The 14,642-nt window shown below is 68.0% G+C and carries 14 protein-coding genes; 9 read left to right on the top strand and 5 right to left on the bottom strand.

Annotated elements, in window-relative coordinates; genetic code table 11:
* The first annotated feature begins 301 nt into the window (after positions 1 to 301).
* Positions 302 to 1,342 (top strand): glycoside hydrolase family protein, encoded by a 1,041-nt coding sequence (locus tag BCM27_RS17335; RefSeq protein ID WP_051987134.1) that lies wholly within the window; start codon positions 302 to 304, stop codon positions 1,340 to 1,342.
* A 154-nt stretch (positions 1,343 to 1,496) separates the two neighbouring features.
* Positions 1,497 to 2,378, top strand: coding sequence for a sulfurtransferase (locus BCM27_RS17330; protein WP_004022548.1), 882 nt, complete (start codon positions 1,497 to 1,499; stop codon positions 2,376 to 2,378).
* A 73-nt stretch (positions 2,379 to 2,451) separates the two neighbouring features.
* On the opposite strand, the gene BCM27_RS17325 is transcribed toward BCM27_RS17330, so the two are convergent.
* Together BCM27_RS17325 and BCM27_RS17320 are read right to left on the bottom strand one after the other, a co-directional pair.
* Positions 2,452 to 3,423, bottom strand: a complete 972-nt coding sequence (locus BCM27_RS17325; protein WP_004022547.1) for an isopenicillin N synthase family dioxygenase — start codon at positions 3,421 to 3,423, stop codon at positions 2,452 to 2,454.
* A complete protein-coding gene (locus BCM27_RS17320; RefSeq protein WP_004022546.1) occupies positions 3,420 to 3,920 on the bottom strand; it encodes a nucleoside deaminase in 501 nt (166 codons plus the stop codon). Before BCM27_RS17320 ends, BCM27_RS17325 begins: the two co-directional genes overlap by 4 nt.
* 89 nt (positions 3,921 to 4,009) lie before the next feature.
* Between BCM27_RS17320 and BCM27_RS17315 the strand changes: the two genes are divergently transcribed.
* Positions 4,010 to 5,590: a PucR family transcriptional regulator gene (locus BCM27_RS17315; protein ID WP_004022545.1), complete on the top strand. Its 1,581-nt coding sequence runs from the start codon at positions 4,010 to 4,012 to the stop codon at positions 5,588 to 5,590.
* Here the strand turns inward: BCM27_RS17315 and cynS are convergent.
* Positions 5,578 to 6,030, bottom strand: a complete 453-nt coding sequence (cynS, locus tag BCM27_RS17310; RefSeq protein WP_004022544.1) for a cyanase — start codon at positions 6,028 to 6,030, stop codon at positions 5,578 to 5,580. The genes BCM27_RS17315 and cynS overlap by 13 nt on opposite strands.
* A gap of 253 nt (positions 6,031 to 6,283) precedes the next feature.
* Between cynS and BCM27_RS17305 the strand changes: the two genes are divergently transcribed.
* A complete protein-coding gene (locus tag BCM27_RS17305; RefSeq protein ID WP_004022543.1) occupies positions 6,284 to 7,153 on the top strand; it encodes a formate/nitrite transporter family protein in 870 nt (289 codons plus the stop codon).
* Positions 7,154 to 7,219: 66 nt separating this feature from the next.
* Here the strand turns inward: BCM27_RS17305 and BCM27_RS17300 are convergent, their stop codons facing one another.
* A complete protein-coding gene (locus BCM27_RS17300; RefSeq protein WP_004022542.1) occupies positions 7,220 to 8,833 on the bottom strand; it encodes a DUF2339 domain-containing protein in 1,614 nt (537 codons plus the stop codon).
* 28 nt (positions 8,834 to 8,861) lie between these two features.
* Here BCM27_RS17300 and BCM27_RS26110 point away from each other — a divergent pair, with 28 nt between their 5' ends.
* From BCM27_RS26110 to BCM27_RS17290, 3 genes are all read left to right on the top strand, one after another.
* A complete protein-coding gene (locus BCM27_RS26110; RefSeq protein ID WP_004022541.1) occupies positions 8,862 to 9,299 on the top strand; it encodes a hypothetical protein in 438 nt (145 codons plus the stop codon).
* Positions 9,300 to 9,388: 89 nt separating this feature from the next.
* Positions 9,389 to 9,898 (top strand): carboxymuconolactone decarboxylase family protein, encoded by a 510-nt coding sequence (locus BCM27_RS17295; RefSeq protein ID WP_004022540.1) that lies wholly within the window; start codon positions 9,389 to 9,391, stop codon positions 9,896 to 9,898.
* Between the two features lie 79 nt (positions 9,899 to 9,977).
* Positions 9,978 to 11,225 carry an MFS transporter gene (locus tag BCM27_RS17290; protein ID WP_033205718.1) on the top strand — a complete coding sequence of 416 codons (1,248 nt, stop codon included), beginning with the start codon at positions 9,978 to 9,980 and terminating at the stop codon, positions 11,223 to 11,225.
* Between the two features lie 29 nt (positions 11,226 to 11,254).
* Here the strand turns inward: BCM27_RS17290 and BCM27_RS17285 are convergent, their stop codons facing one another.
* Entirely contained in the window at positions 11,255 to 11,860 is a 606-nt protein-coding gene (locus BCM27_RS17285; RefSeq protein WP_004022538.1) for a TetR/AcrR family transcriptional regulator, read from the bottom strand.
* Positions 11,861 to 11,975: 115 nt separating this feature from the next.
* Between BCM27_RS17285 and BCM27_RS17280 the strand changes: the two genes are divergently transcribed.
* The gene (locus tag BCM27_RS17280) at positions 11,976 to 13,022 is read left to right on the top strand and encodes an oxygenase MpaB family protein (protein WP_004022537.1); all 1,047 of its coding nucleotides are present in this window, start codon (positions 11,976 to 11,978) and stop codon (positions 13,020 to 13,022) included.
* A 279-nt stretch (positions 13,023 to 13,301) separates the two neighbouring features.
* Entirely contained in the window at positions 13,302 to 14,615 is a 1,314-nt protein-coding gene (gene urtA / locus BCM27_RS17275) for an urea ABC transporter substrate-binding protein (protein ID WP_004022536.1), read from the top strand.
* Positions 14,616 to 14,642: the final 27 nt, after the last annotated feature.

Below are 14,642 nucleotides of genomic sequence, written 5' to 3'. Positions count from 1 at the left end.
TGTGCCGGAACGGGTTCTGTCGCTCATTCGCCTGACAAACAAAACGCGGCATGAGATGGTGTTGCCTGGCCGATGAGCGCAGTCGTGTTCACCGGCCATCCAGTTGGCATCTCGAAAGATAACTCAGTGTCCTCGTCTGAACTCGGTCTCACCGCTCTGCTCGCCTTCATCGGTCCGCTCCTGGCGCTGTACGCCAACGGCAGCTAGCGCGTGGGGGTCCGACGGACCCCGTGATCCTCGCCGTGCCGCACGGATTGCTCGTCGATCCGTGCGGCCCGGTGGTTTCGGCGGACACGCGCTGATGTTCCCGGTGAAAGTTGCACATCGCGTGCCGGTCGTCGTCGATACTGCATCGGTGACTCTTTCCAGACGTACCGTCCTGTCGGCGGTGACCGTGGTGCTGCTCGCCGTGGCCGGACTCCTCATCCCGACGCCGGCGATCGGCGACGCCGCACCCTCGGGCTGGCGGTACACGATGGTGGCGTTCAGCAATTCGAGTGCACGCGACATGGACGTGTACGAGTCCACCGATGGTCTCGAGTACCGCATGGTTCGCAGATCCGCGTATCGGCCGCCGACGGGGTACGTGCGGGACGCGAGCATCTTCCGGCACACCGACGGCTGGTACTACGTGACGTACACGACCGCCGACGGGGCGAACATCGGCTTCGCGCGCAGCCGGGACCGCATGAACTGGAATTTCCTGTACAACTGGCCCGTCCCGCTGTGCTGCGCGTTCCTGCCGGGTACAGGCGACGGCCGGGGGCTCGGCTCGTCGAGCGGGTCCGGTTCGGCCGGCTCGTCCGGATCGGCGGGTTCGAGCGATGGCCCGTCGTTGTCGCCCTTCACCACCAAGGCCTGGGCCCCCGAATGGTTCGTCGAGGGCGGCCGGGTCAGCGTGATCCTGTCGATGTCGACCGGCGGTGGCTTCATCCCGTACGTGATGACGGCCCTCGACCCCGGGCTGCGGATCTGGAGCCCGCCCGTCCCGATGCTGAGCATCGGCGCGGACCACATCGACACGACGGTCGTCAAGGTCGGCCCGACCTACCACGCATTCACCAAGAACGAGACGAAGAAGTTCATCCAGCACGCGGTCGCGACGTCGTTGCTGGGGCCCTATCGATTCGTGCCGCCGGGCAACTGGGGCCTTCTCGTCGAGGGGCCGGCCGTCGTCCAACTGCCGAACGGTGCCTGGCGCATGTACCTCGACGCCTATCGAAACGGCCGATATCTGTACTCCGACAGCACCGATGGGATGCGCACCTGGACGCCGGTGAAGCAGATCCCGGGCATCTCCGGGACCGTCCGTCACGTCGGGGTCATGCGGGAGCGGGCCTGATCGCCGGCGGTCCCGCGGCCGGGCACACGCTGCCCTGTGCGGGGAGGTGCGTCAACCGTCGCGCTCGGTGAGATTCGGCACGGTGCCCTGAGGTCGGCGGCCACCTACGCTCGGAGGAGTCGGGGGTGTTTTGCCCGTTTCTCGAGAGGTTCTGATGAGTACACCTGTCCTGCCTGCTCTGGTCGATGTCGCCTGGTTGCGGGATCGTCTGGATGACCCGTCCGTGGTCATCGTCGACGCGACCACCCATCTCCCGATTCCGAAGGAGGGGCCCTATGTCCCGGAGTCGGGTGCGGAATCTTTTCGTGCAGAACATATCCCGGGTGCAGTCTTCGCCGACCTACTGACCGACTTCGCCGACGCCGACAGCGCCGAGCCGTGGACGGTCCCGTCGTCCGAGCAATTCGCCTCGGCTGCTTCGGCATTGGGTATCGGCGACGGCGCCACCGTCGTGGTCTACGACCAACTCGAGGGATTCTGGGCCACGCGGTTCTGGTGGCACCTGCGCCTCGAAGGGTTCGACGCCGTGACCGTGCTCGACGGCGGACTGCCTGCCTGGAAGGCTGCCGGTGCCCCGGTCACCGATGCCGAGTCGACCATCACCCCGCGTGCCTTCAGTGGAACGCGTCGCCCCGAACTCCTGCGATCGACCGCCGATGTCGCTGCGGCGCTCGATGATCCGTCGACCCTCCTGGTCAATGTCCTCGACGAGCCGACCTATCGCGGCGAAACCACCACCTATGCTCGGCAGGGGCACATCCCCGGGTCGGTGAACCTGCCCGTGTTCTCGATCCGCGACGCCGAGACCGGCGCCCTCCGGCCCATCGACGAGTTGCGTCGTGAGTTCGAGGCGGCCGGATTGCTGGCCGACGACACCGCGGTGGTGACGTACTGCGGCGGCGGCATCGCAGCCACCGGAATCGCGCACGCGCTCGCGCTCGTCGGTCGCGACGACGTGGCGGTCTACGACGGCTCGATGACCGCGTGGGCGAACGACCCGTCACTCCCGCTGGTCACCGGCTCCGAACCCCGCTGACGACATCTGCTCCCCGAGGCGCGGACGCGGAGGGGCGCCGCACGCGCCTCGGGAGCAGGGGCAGGGGCAGGGTTCAGCCGACGGTGATCGCGTCCAGGCGCTGTCTGATGAAGTCCCCGGACACCACCGGTTCGAGTCCGGCGCGGCGCCCGATGGGCGGGGCAACAGGGGTGACGAGGGCGTCGTGGTCGAGTTCGTAGAAGAAGATCAGCGAGACGAGGTCTTCGGCTGGGGCGTCGGGTTGTGGTGGTAGGACGCGGTGCCGACCGGCGGGCCAGCGTCCCGCCGACCAGTATTCGAGAATGTCCCCGATGTTGACGGTCAGGGCATCGGGGTTCCACGGCGCGTCGGCCCAGCCGGAATGCTCACTGTAGACCTGCAATCCACCGGCGCCCGGTTCGCGGTCGAGGATGGTGACGGTGCCGAAATCGGTGTGCGGCCCGATGCGGAACTGGCCTGGCTCGGGATGTCCGACGTCGTGCAGTGGCGGGTAGTGGTTGATGTTGGCGGACCACGTCGGGTTCGACGCGAGATCCCGGAACGGGTTGTCCGGACCGACGAGGCCGAGTGCGGCGGCCATCAAACCGAGCAGGTCGTCGGACAGCTTCCTCATCTGAGACGTCCACGCGGTGAACAACTCCCGGAGTTCGGGTGTCTCCGTCGGCCATACGTCCGGAGCGAACCAGTAGTCGTCGATCTCGGGTGTGCCCACCGGTGTCTGCGCACCGGCGGTGAACGATTCCTTGAGATCCGGCGGGGTTTCGGTGCCCTCGGAGAAGCCGTTCGCCTCCTTGCCCGGCCCGATCCAGCCGCGGCCGCCGACGCCCGCCGAGTACTCGCTCTTCACGTCGGCGGAGAGGGCGAAGAACTTGCGGGCCGCCGCGCGCAACGCCCGCGGCAGTTCGGGATCGACCTCGTGCCCGGTGACGAGCAGGAACCCGGCCTGCTGCAGTGACTCGTCGACGGCGGCGCAGACGCGTTGTGCGCCGGCCCCGCCGGATCGCCATTCGCGGAGATCGACGGTGAGGACCGGACTGTCGGTCATGCCCGCTGCTCCGACGCGTCCGCGGGTGCGATGCCGATGTCCTCGTTCCACACCGCGGGATTCGCCGCGATGTACGACGACATCATCTCCGTGCACCGCTCGTCGTCGAGCACGATGACCTCGACCCCGTGGTCGCGCAACCAGTCCTCGCCGCCGTAGAAGGAGGTGTGCTCGCCGATGACCACCGTGCCGATGCCGAACTGACGGATGAGACCCGAGCAGTACCAGCACGGTGACAGCGTCGTCACCATGATCGTCGAGGCGTAGTCCTGTTGCCGTCCGGCGGCGCGGAACGCGTCCGTCTCACCGTGCGCCGACGGGTCGTCGGCCTGTACGCGCCGATTGTGACCCGCACCGAGCACCGTGCCGTTCGCGGCGAAGAGTGCCGCGCCGATCGGTATTCCGCCCTCCTCGAGGCCGATTCGAGCCTGCGCGTAGGCGACATCGAGCATCCCGGAGAGGTCGAGGTCGGCGCGATCGGGGAGGGAGAGCGTCATGCCATCGAGGGTGCCGCGCGGCGTCAGCTGCCGCAACTGACAGATCGTCGCCCTGCGGCCGATGCGGACTGTGCATAGTGTCTCGGTCCATGACAAGTGGTCGACTCTCGACAAGCAGCACGACGCCGACGCTCCGCGAGGTCCTCGACAGCCACCTCGCGGCCGCCGAACCGCGGATTCTCAGTGGTCACGAGCACCTCGACGCGCCGGTGTGCTGGGTGCACTCGAGCGAGATCTACGAGATCGGCCCGCTGCTCACCGGTGGCGAGCTCTTGCTGACCACGGGACTCGGTCTGCGCGGACTCGACGCGGGCACCCGCAAGCACTACGTCCGAGACCTCGCACAGCGAGGTGTCGCCGCGGTGGCGATCGAGGTGGGCCGCACGTTCGAGGAGGTGCCCGAGGAGATGGTGCGGGCGGGCTCGGCGGCCCGGCTTCCGATCATCGAATTGCGGGCCGTGGTCCCCTTCATCGATGTGTGTCGCGCGGTCAACACCTCGATCGCCGCGCGGGAGGTCGACGAGCTGCGCGTCCGGTCCGCTCTCGTCGACGCCCTGCACGACGACTTGGCGGCCGGAGCCGGTGTCGCCCCCATGCTCGGCCACATCTCCGAGCGCCTCGATGCCCCGGTCGTTCTCGTGTCCACATCCGGTGCGCTGCTGTCCGCGCACGGGGTCGACGACGACTCGGCGGCGTGGCGGGTCGTCGACCGGGCGGTGGCCGAGGCCGCGGTTCACAGCAAGGGGCGCCCGATGGCCCGCCTGATCGTGGGGGAGTGCGCCGACGCCGGTGAGATCCCGTTCGCCGACAGCCTGCTGCGCGCGGCTGCCGGTCCGGTGGCAGTCGGCCTGACCCGGACCGGGGTGCGGGGCTCGGCGCTGGCGGCGCGGCTCGTCGAAGATCTGGTCGACGGCAGACCGATGCGCCCCGCCGACCTCCGGATCCGCCTGGCCGGTGCCGGGTTGTCCGCGGCGGGGCCCACCCTGGTGGTGCCGCTGGCCGCCGAGGCCCCTGATCCGCGCATGGCCGACGACGCGGTCGCCGGTGCGCAGCTCGATGCGGTGGCGCGCAGCATCGTCGATGCGACGGTCTATGCGCTGGCCGCGGTGCCGGCCGGGCGAGGTGAGGGCACCGTCGACCCGGTCGACCGGGTGGCGTCCACGCTGACCGCGCGGGGCGGCGGGCTCGGACGTACCACGATCGTTGTCGGAAATCCCTGCCGCGTGGACGATCTCGGGCCCGTTGCCGACACTGCGGCCGCCCTGTCCGAGTCGCTGCGGCGATGCGGGCGACAACTGGGACTCGCAGCGTCGACCGCAGCGCGTCTCGGGGTTTCCCGTCGGGTGTTCACCTCCCGCGAGTTGCTCGCCGACGAGGCCGTCCGGGCGCTCGACCCCGCCGTGCGCGCGGAACTCCGGGCGATGGTGGAGCCGCTGGTGACATACGACGGACGCTCGTCGTCGGACCTCGTGCGGACCCTCACGGTCCACTTGTCGAACGGTTGCAGTGCGACGCGGTCGGCCGCGGCGCTCCACATCGGCAGACAGAGCCTCTACCAGCGAATCGAGCGGATTCGGACCCTTCTCGGGTTCGATCCCACCGACCCGGCCGTCTATGCGTCGATGATGCTCGCCCTGCGTTCGCTGACGAGCGAGGGTCACCAGTTGTAGTCGAGGAACTTGCCGTCGAAGGTCACGACCACCCGGTCGCCGTTGGGGTCGGACCGTCGCTCGAAGCCGATCTTGAAGTTGATGGCGCTCATGATGCCGTCGCCGAACTCCTCGTGGATGAGCTCCTTGAGCGCGGGTCCGTAGACGTCGATCGCCTCGTGGAAGCGGTAGATGGTGGGATCGTTCGCCGCCGCCTCGTCGGGCGTCCGCGTGGGTTGCTGCCGCAGGCTCTCCGCCACACCTTCGCCGAGTCCGAGCAACTCGACCACGGCGGTCGCCTTCGCGGGCGGGACCGGATGCTTGCCCAGCAGTGCCGCAACGGTCCACACCAGCGGGGCGTCGATCTTGTCGGCAATCGTCGCCCACGTGAGTCCCTGGCGTATCCGTGCGGCGTTGATGAGCTCTGCGGCATCGGTTTTCGGCATGATCGGGGTGGTCATCATCATCTCCGTCGATAGTGTTGGACCGCACCCACATTGCCCATCGGCACGCGCGATGCCAAGTCGAGGCAGCGACATCCGGCAGTGTTCACACGAACGACATATGGCCGGACGGCAAGGCGTGACCGGCACTTCACACGGCGAGGTGACGCGAGTGAGCGCGGTGTAACAGGACGAATCGTCGATGACACCGGACGGACATGTGACCTCGGTTCGATGGGGCCCGACAACTGGAGAGTTCGAGGAGAACCACATGTCCTATGTGAAACCGTCCGAATTCGCGGTGAAGATGGTCGACGCCGGCGAGTCGAAGGCGTTCATGTCCACCCGCGACACGCTGATCAGAGCGTTCATGGCCGGCGCGATCCTGGCTCTGGCCGCGGCCTTCGCGGTGACGGTGACCGTGCGCACCGGTGAGCCGCTGCTCGGGGCGGTGTTGTTCCCGGTCGGCTTCATCCTGCTCTATCTGATGGGATTCGATCTGCTCACCGGCGTGTTCACGCTGGTGCCGCTGGCACTACTGGACAAGCGCCGAGGCGTGACCGTGCGGTCGATGTTGCGCAACTGGGGTCTGGTGTTCCTCGGGAACTTCCTCGGCGCCTTCCTGGTGGCGGTCATGATGGCGGTCATCTTGACCTACGGGTTCAGCGTCGCACCCGATGAAGTGGGCCGGCAGCTCGGCGAGATCGGTCACAGCCGGACCGTCGGATACGCCGAGCACGGGGCGGCCGGCATGCTGACCCTGTTCATCCGCGGGGTGCTGTGCAACTGGATGGTGTCCACCGGCGTGGTCGCCGCCCTGATGTCGACATCGTTGCCCGGCAAGGTGATCGGTATGTGGATGCCCATCATGCTGTTCTTCTACATGGGCTTCGAGCACTCGATCGTCAACATGTTCCTCTTCCCGTCGGGCCTCATGCTCGGTGGCGACTTCTCGATCGCCGACTACCTGGTCTGGAACGAGATCCCCACGGTGATCGGCAATCTCGTCGGCGGGCTCACCTTCGTCGGGTTGACGCTGTACCTGACGCATGTGCGGACCGCGCCGGATCGTCGGCCGCCCGCCCACGACGCGACGACCGAGGTCGACGTGGCCGCGCCGGTCCGCACGACGACCGCGTAGTTCCGACGCCCAGCCGTATGACGTCGTGCCCGCATTCCGGGCACGACGTCATACTGTTCGGCAGAGTCACACGGCTGTAGCCGAATCCGGTTCGACCGGGTCGCCCTGCAGGGCGCGTGCGTACCAGGCGCCCAGTCCGAGCAGGATGAGTCCGGTCACGATGAACACGATCACTCGGAAGATGCCGTCGAGGGTGGCCAGGTCGAACAGGAACAGCTTGGCCATCGCCGCGGCGACGAGGACCAGACCGCCGGTGACCGCGGCGGTGCGCGCCGCGCCGCCACGTCGTCGGGCATACGCGAGTGCGGCGCCGGCGAGGGCCATCCAGCAGGTGGTCGCCAGCACGTGTCCGGCCAGGAATCCGTCGGGCCCACCGACGAGCACACCGGCGGTCACGCTGATCGCGGTGAGCGCGTAGACGACGACCACCCCCGCCGCGATGTGGGCTGCGCGAGAGACTCTCTCGTCGGTCAGGCGCGCCCAACCCGCGGCCAGGATGAGTGCGCCCACAGCAGCGAACAGGCTCGCGACAACGATCTCCAGGTTCGCGTCGCGTCCGATGAGGTCGGCGTCGGCGAGCACGTACGGCGGCGCTGCGTCGAGGAGGGCGGCGAAACCGATCGCCCAGATGACCGAACTGCCGGCGAGGAGGACACGCGAGGTCGTCGACCACGTCCGGGCGACGAGGCCGGTCACCGTGGCCAACCCCAGCAGCACGGCGACCGCCACGGTCCCGTCGAAGGTCACGAGCACTGCGACGAACAGCAGGAGAAGCGCGGTGGCGGACCAGATCTGGGCGACAGAGTCGGGCATGACACGAGTGACGGCGCCCGAACCCGTGAGTCCCGAGCCGACCAACACGGTGCCGATGAGGGCCAGGGCGAGGGAGGTCTGCAGGATGACCGCGCCGGGTAGGTGCATCGCCGTGCCGGCGAAGAGTGCCGGGATGGTCGTCGCACTCGCGAGGCCCGCCAGGACCTCCCGGAACTCGGTGGTGGGCATCGCGATGAGCGCGCCGCCGACGCCGAGGACGACGACCACGGTGACCGCGGCGGCGAAGACCGGGTCGGAGCTTCCGGGCGCACTCCACCCGGCAAGGCCGAAGAGCCCGACCAGGGTGAGTGGGATCGTGGGTGCCGCCAGACGGACGGCATGCAGCCAGATCCAGTCACGGCCGAACTGGACCCACGCCGACGCGGCGCAGAGCACCACCATGAATGCGATCAAGGTGGTGTCGAGTCCACCGGTGAGAACCGGGGCCAGGACGATCAGCGGCACCACGACGAGCAGGCCGAGATGTTCGCTGCGCCAACGGTGGGCCAAGACGAGACCACCCGCCGCGACGAGTCCGGCGACGCCGAGTCCGGGCACGATCGGCAGCCACTCGTAGATCTTGGTCGCGGCCAGGACGTCGAGGTACCCGGCCGCGATGCCGGTGGCCGTCAGGGCGATGGCGCCGATCCGACCATCGCTCCGGCCGCGCAGCCACATCCCACCGGCGATGAGTGCCGCCGCGAGGACCGCCCCGCCGGCGACGCGGAACTCCGGGCGGAGGATTCCGGCTTGTGCGGCCAGGACGAGGAGGAGTGCGACGCCGACGAGGGTCACACCGACGCCTGCGGTCGCGAGGATCTTGCCGATCAGTCCGCGTTCGGCGGCGGCGCCGATCCGTTCGGACATCGACGGCCCCGGCGGTCGAGGAGGCTGGATGACCGGAGGGACCGGCGATGCGGGTGGACGAAATCCGGGCGTGGCGGTCGGTCGCGGCATCGGGGGGAGTGCGGCAGAAGCCGGTGGCATCGGGGGCGCGGTCGCGATCCGGTGCTGGGGCGCGACGGGCGGCGCCGGGGGCCAGGGACGGGACGGGGGCACGAGTGGGGGTCTCGTGGCATGCGGAGAAGTCGAGGTCACCATCGGCGGGGTCAGTCCGCGGGACGCCGCCGCTGGGGCTGGTTGTGGCGCGGTGGTGCCGTCGGGGGCCGGCTCTTCCGGCCGCATGGCGATGCGTTGGAGTTCGGCGAATTCCTCGGACACGGTGGACATCTGGCGGGCGATCGCCTCGAACTCGGAGGAGATCCGGGCGAGCGTGGCAGTGCCGGGAGCGCCGCCGAACATGCTGCTGGAAGAGGTCATGGTTCGACGATGACCCGTGGCGTCCCGGCATGGATGAGTAGTCCTACCCAGACGACGTGGGGACTTCGCGGGAGCCGGCTCCCGGACGGCTACTGTTGGCCCATGCCTGCGCAACGGGTGCGAATCGACAAGACCACACCGCAGGTCTACCGGAAGCTGATCGCGGTGTCGGCCGAGGTCGCGGCGGCCGCCGAATCGATCGGGTTGAGTCGGTCACTCGTCGAGCTGGTCAATCTGCGGTGCTCGCAGATCAACGGCTGCGCCTACTGTATGGATCTCCATGCGCAACTGGGCCGTTCCGCGGGTCTGTCGACGCAGCAGATCGACGTCATCGCCGGGTGGCGCGATGCACCGGACCTCTACGACGACGTCGAACAGGCCGCTCTCGAGATCGCCGAACTGGTCACCGAGCTACCCGCCCACGACGCCGCCGACCTGGCCTACGACCGGGCGACGGACATCCTCGACACCGAGCAGACCGCGGTCCTGATCTGGGCGGCGGTGACCATCAACGCGTTCAACCGGATGTCCATCGTCAGCGGGTACCGGCCTCGGCCCGGGACCTCGCCGCGAAAGGCATCGGCACCCTTCACGAAACGCGCGAGCAACTAGCCGCCGCTCGCGAACAGATGAGAGCCGACCGGCCGGCACGACGTGCGGCATGATGTCACCCATGTCGACTCCGCGGTCCATGTCGACTCCGCGCTCCGGGCTCGCTGTCGGCACCCTGGTGCTGCTCACCGTTCTCTACTTCGCGCAGGGTCTGCCCTATGGGTTCTTCAGCCAGGCGATACCCGTCATCCTCCGCGAGGAGGGCTACTCACTGACGCAGATCAGCGTCTACGGACTGCTGTTCGCGCCGTGGGGCCTGAAGTTCCTGTGGGCGCCCTACGTCGACGCCTACGGCACCCGACGCAGATGGCTGCTCGCGCTGCAGTTGTCGTCGGCGGTCGTCGCGCTCGTCCTGGCATGTCTCGACCTGTCCGGGACCCTGGTCTGGCTCCTGGTGGGAATCGCCGTCATCAACCTGCTCTCGGCGACGCAGGACATCGCGACCGACGGCCTCGCCGTGTCGATGCTCGAGCCGCGACAGCGTGGTCTGGGCAACGGAATCCAAGTGGGCGCCTATCGGATCGGCATGATCGCCGGCGGCGGCGGACTTCTCTGGTTGTTCTCCCTCGCCGGGTGGCGTGCCCTCTTCGTCGTGATGTCGGTGCTGCTGTTCGCGGTCACCGTCGGGGTGTGGCTCCTCGCCCGTGACCCCGGGCCGCGCCGGGGTGATGCGACGCCCGGGCAGCCGAGGTCGGTGTCACCTGCCTTGCTGCTGACGGGGTGGGCGTCGCGGCTCCGACGCCCCGGCGTGATCGCCTTCATCCTCGTCGTCGGCGCCTTCAAGTTCGGCAACTCGATGGCGTCGGCGCTCGTCGGTCCGTTCATGTCCGACATCGGGCTCACCCTGGGGCAGATCGCGCTTGTCGAAGGTGCGCTGTCGTCGGCCGGGGCACTCGGCGGGGCGGCGCTGGGCGGGTGGCTCGCCTACACCTACGGCCGGCGGCACGCGCTGCTCGTCGGCGGGGTCACCCAGACGCTCAGTCTCGGCCTGTATCTGGTGGCGTCGATGGGGGTCGGCGGCTTCTGGCTCGTGGTCACGGCCAGTCTCGCCGAGCACGTCCTTGGCGGGGCGGCGACGGTCGCGGTGTTCACGCTGATGATGGACGCCTGCCAGAAGGGTTATGAGGGCAGCGATTACACGTTGTTCGCCTGCGCGGTGGTCGGAGTGCAGGGCGCGGCCGGATTCGCCGCGGGCATCGTGGGCGACCTCTTCGGATTCCCGGCGATCTTCGCGACCGGGCTGGTCCTGTCCGGACTCGGGTGCCTCATCATGATCCGTGCCCTCGATCGTGGTCTCATGACACGCCTCGGAACCTCGATCCCGTAGCGACAGTGCGCCCACGGCGCGGATCGTTGCTACGAGGTCCGGGTGGGTAGCAGGGTGGCCATCGCCTCGTCGACGACGCGGTCGAGGTCGTCGCCCAGGCTGCCGGCCAAGAACTGCTGCACCAGCTCGGCCATGGCGCCGGTGAAGACGGCGGCTCGTACCCGGCTGGTGAGCCGATCGGTGTCCAGGGCGTCGGCCTCGGCGAACGCCATGTCGCGCAGCATCGCCTGGGTCTCGGCGCGCCGTTGGGCGAGAACAGGATTGGTCACCCCCGCGGTGAACAACACGCGACCGCGGCGGGGGTCGGAGGATGCGTGCCCGAGGACCGCGCGGATACCCGCTCGAGTGCGTGACCGGACCGCGGGCTCTGCGTCGGCCATCGCCGCCATGACCACCGCGCCGAGCTCTGCGGCGGTGGCGTCGTAGACGGCTCCGAGCAGCTCGTCGGTGTCGGCGAAGCTCTCGTAGAAGTATCGGGTGTTGAAGCCGCAGTGCCGGCACACGGAGCGGACCGACAGCTCGGACTCGACGCCGACGCCCCCGAAGATGTCGAAGGCGGCCGCGATCAGGTCGGATCTGCGCTCTGCGCGGCGGTCCGCGAGCGGTACGCCCGCCCAGCGGGTCGGTGATGACATCGTCTCACCATAGTCGGCCGTGACCCGGCCGTACCGGATCTGGTCACACCCGTAGCCAAAGGGCTAGTCTGGACACGACGGTGACCGATGGTCGCCCCGAGCGGAAGGTCTGTAGATGACTGTGTCCCTGGCTCCCCTCCGGCTGCCGTCCACCGACCGGGTCCCCGTCCGGCTCCCGCACGAGTTCGTCGGGTCCTGGCTCAACGGCAAGTTCGACGCCCACGTGCGTGCGAAGTTCTTCCGCGGAATGGACTTCGAGAACCCCGCCGGAGACCCCGGTTGGTTCGGGCCGGACAGCGCGACCTGGTACGTCCACTCGCACACCCCGGCACTCATCTTCGGTCTCCAGTGCGCGTCGTACCTCGAACGTCTGGACCCGAGCATCTTCTGGATGGGCGTACACCATTCGCGGCTGGTCCGGCGACGGGAGGACGGTACCCCGACCCTGTCCATCGATCCCGACGGTGCCATGACCAGGCTCGGGCACTCGCTGGCATTTTTCATGGGAACCGCATACGGGTCCACCGAGTCCGCCGAACGATTGGCACGAACGGTTCGCGCGATGCACCACACCATCAAGGGCGTCCGCCCCGACGGGGCGGCCTACGACGCCGACGACCCGTCCTGGTTGCGGTGGAACTACGCGACGGTGGTCTGGGGCATCGCGACCGCACACGAGATCTACCACCCGCAGCCGCTGCGCGGTGGCGAGCTCGACGCCTACTACCGGGAATTCGTCCGGGTCGGCCATGCGCTCGGTGGTACCGATCTGCCGACGACCAAGGCCGACACCCTCACCTGTCTCGAGGAGTATCTGCCGAAACTGGCTCTGACGCACGGCAATGCGATGGCGACCGGGCTGAATGTGCGCAACCCGGCCCAGGGTGCCGTGGACTGGGCGATCCGTGACACGATGCCGCGCTGGGCGAAACAGCTGATCATGTATCGGGCGCCCAATCCGATCGAGCGGCGTGCGCGCCGGAGTGCGGTGTGGAGCATCATCAACTCGGCGCATCTCACGATGGGGGAGGCGCCGGAGTTCGCGGCCGCGCGCCGCCGCGTGGCGCGGGGGACCACTGTGCCGCACACTCTTCCGCGATATGAGCTCGGATCCGACCCCGAGCGTACCCGCGCCGACGTCGAGGCCTCATTCGCCCACTAGCGCCTGTGGGTCCTTGTGTCAAACTGGGCCTCTCTGAATCGTCAATGAGGCCAACGGGATTCAGCGGAACTCGGCTGCGGTGACGCGTCCGGAAGCAGAAACATCGAATTCATCTCACGTCACGCCGGTGTAACAAAGTCAAAATACGTTTACCCCCCATACGCCAGATCGCAAGCTTTGTTGCGGCGCGTATCTCATCGGGGGTCAAGCGGTGACAGCCGCGTGTTCGTCGTGCCCCCACCTGAGTGGACCAGTGACGTAGTGAGAAAGGCTCCGCCGATGCCGTCTGTTCCGTTGCCGTCCGGCTCCCTGCCGGCCGACACCCCGCCGCCCACCACCACCCGGTCACGCGGGCGGCGGTACGGCATTCTCGTCCCCGCGGCCCTCTCCGCGGTGGCACTGGTCCTCAGTGCCTGCGGCAGCTCGGCCAGCGAGGAATCGGCGTCGAATGCGCAATCGTGCGTCGACACCTCCGGCGACACCATCAAGGTCGGGTCGCTGAACTCGCTGTCGGGAACGATGGCGATCTCCGAGGTCACCGTTCGTGACTCGATCAAGCTCGCCGTCGATCAGATCAACGACAACGGCGGTGTCCTGGGCAAGCAGGTGCAGCTCATCGGCGAGGACGGCGCCTCCGAGCCGACGATCTTCGCCGAGAAGGCCGAGAAGCTGATCTCCAGCGACTGTGTCGCAGCAGTGTTCGGCGGCTGGACCTCGTCGAGCCGCAAGGCCATGCTGCCCGTCTTCGAGGACAACAACTCCCTGCTCTACTACCCGGTGCAGTACGAGGGGCTCGAGTCATCGCCGAACATCTTCTACACCGGCGCGACGACGAATCAGCAGATCGTGCCGGCGCTCGAGTACCTGAAAGAAGAGGGCGTGAAGTCGCTCTACCTGGTCGGTAGCGACTACGTGTTCCCACAGACCGCCAACCGGGTCATCAAGGCGTACGCCGAGGCCAACGGTATCGAGATCAAGGGCGAGGACTACACCCCGCTCGGTTCGACGGACTTCTCGACCATCGTCAACAAGGTCCGCACCGCCGACGCCGACGCCGTGTTCAACACTCTCAACGGCGATTCCAACGTGGCGTTCTTCCGTGAGTACAAGAACGTCGGGCTCACCCCGCAGGCCATGCCCGTCGTCTCGGTGTCGATCGCCGAGGAGGAGGTGGGCGGCATCGGTGTGGACAACATCGAGGGCCAGCTGGTCGCGTGGGACTACTACCAGACCGTCGACAACCCGGCGAACGTGTCGTTCGTCCGTGATTACAAGGCCGCCTACGGCGCGAACAAGCCGACCTCCGACCCGATGGAAGCCGCCTACGTCTCGGTGTATCTGTGGAAGAACTCCGTCGAGAAGGCCCAGTCCTTTGCCGTCGCGGATGTCCAGAAAGCCGCCGGCGGCGTCACTTTCGACGCTCCCGAGGGTCTTGTCACGATCGACGGCGAGAACAACCACATCACCAAGACCGCTCGGATCGGTGAGATCCGCGGCGACGGACTGATCTACACGGTGTGGGACTCGGGTCAGCCGATCGAACCGGACCCCTACTTGAAGTCGTACCCGTGGGCCGAGGGCCTGAGCAACTGACACCGTCGACGACCCGTCCCGCGTCCA

It is taken from the genome of Gordonia terrae, assembly GCF_001698225.1.
Taxonomy (GTDB): domain Bacteria; phylum Actinomycetota; class Actinomycetes; order Mycobacteriales; family Mycobacteriaceae; genus Gordonia; species Gordonia terrae.
Note: the sequence above shows the minus strand (reverse complement) of the source record. Positions and strands in the feature narration are given on the sequence as shown.

Coding starts and splice junctions, on each gene's coding strand:
- BCM27_RS17335 (WP_051987134.1), top strand. CDS start 302: ATGTTCCCGGTGAAAGTTGCACATCGCGTGCCGGTCGTCGTCGATACT.
- BCM27_RS17330 (WP_004022548.1), top strand. CDS start 1,497: ATGAGTACACCTGTCCTGCCTGCTCTGGTCGATGTCGCCTGGTTGCGG.
- BCM27_RS17325 (WP_004022547.1), bottom strand. CDS start 3,423: ATGACCGACAGTCCGGTCCTCACCGTCGATCTCCGCGAATGGCGATCC.
- BCM27_RS17320 (WP_004022546.1), bottom strand. CDS start 3,920: ATGACGCTCTCCCTCCCCGATCGCGCCGACCTCGACCTCTCCGGGATG.
- BCM27_RS17315 (WP_004022545.1), top strand. CDS start 4,010: ATGACAAGTGGTCGACTCTCGACAAGCAGCACGACGCCGACGCTCCGC.
- cynS (WP_004022544.1), bottom strand. CDS start 6,030: ATGACCACCCCGATCATGCCGAAAACCGATGCCGCAGAGCTCATCAAC.
- BCM27_RS17305 (WP_004022543.1), top strand. CDS start 6,284: ATGTCCTATGTGAAACCGTCCGAATTCGCGGTGAAGATGGTCGACGCC.
- BCM27_RS17300 (WP_004022542.1), bottom strand. CDS start 8,833: ATGTCCGAACGGATCGGCGCCGCCGCCGAACGCGGACTGATCGGCAAG.
- BCM27_RS26110 (WP_004022541.1), top strand. CDS start 8,862: ATGACCGGAGGGACCGGCGATGCGGGTGGACGAAATCCGGGCGTGGCG.
- BCM27_RS17295 (WP_004022540.1), top strand. CDS start 9,389: ATGCCTGCGCAACGGGTGCGAATCGACAAGACCACACCGCAGGTCTAC.
- BCM27_RS17290 (WP_033205718.1), top strand. CDS start 9,978: ATGTCGACTCCGCGCTCCGGGCTCGCTGTCGGCACCCTGGTGCTGCTC.
- BCM27_RS17285 (WP_004022538.1), bottom strand. CDS start 11,860: ATGTCATCACCGACCCGCTGGGCGGGCGTACCGCTCGCGGACCGCCGC.
- BCM27_RS17280 (WP_004022537.1), top strand. CDS start 11,976: ATGACTGTGTCCCTGGCTCCCCTCCGGCTGCCGTCCACCGACCGGGTC.
- urtA (WP_004022536.1), top strand. CDS start 13,302: ATGCCGTCTGTTCCGTTGCCGTCCGGCTCCCTGCCGGCCGACACCCCG.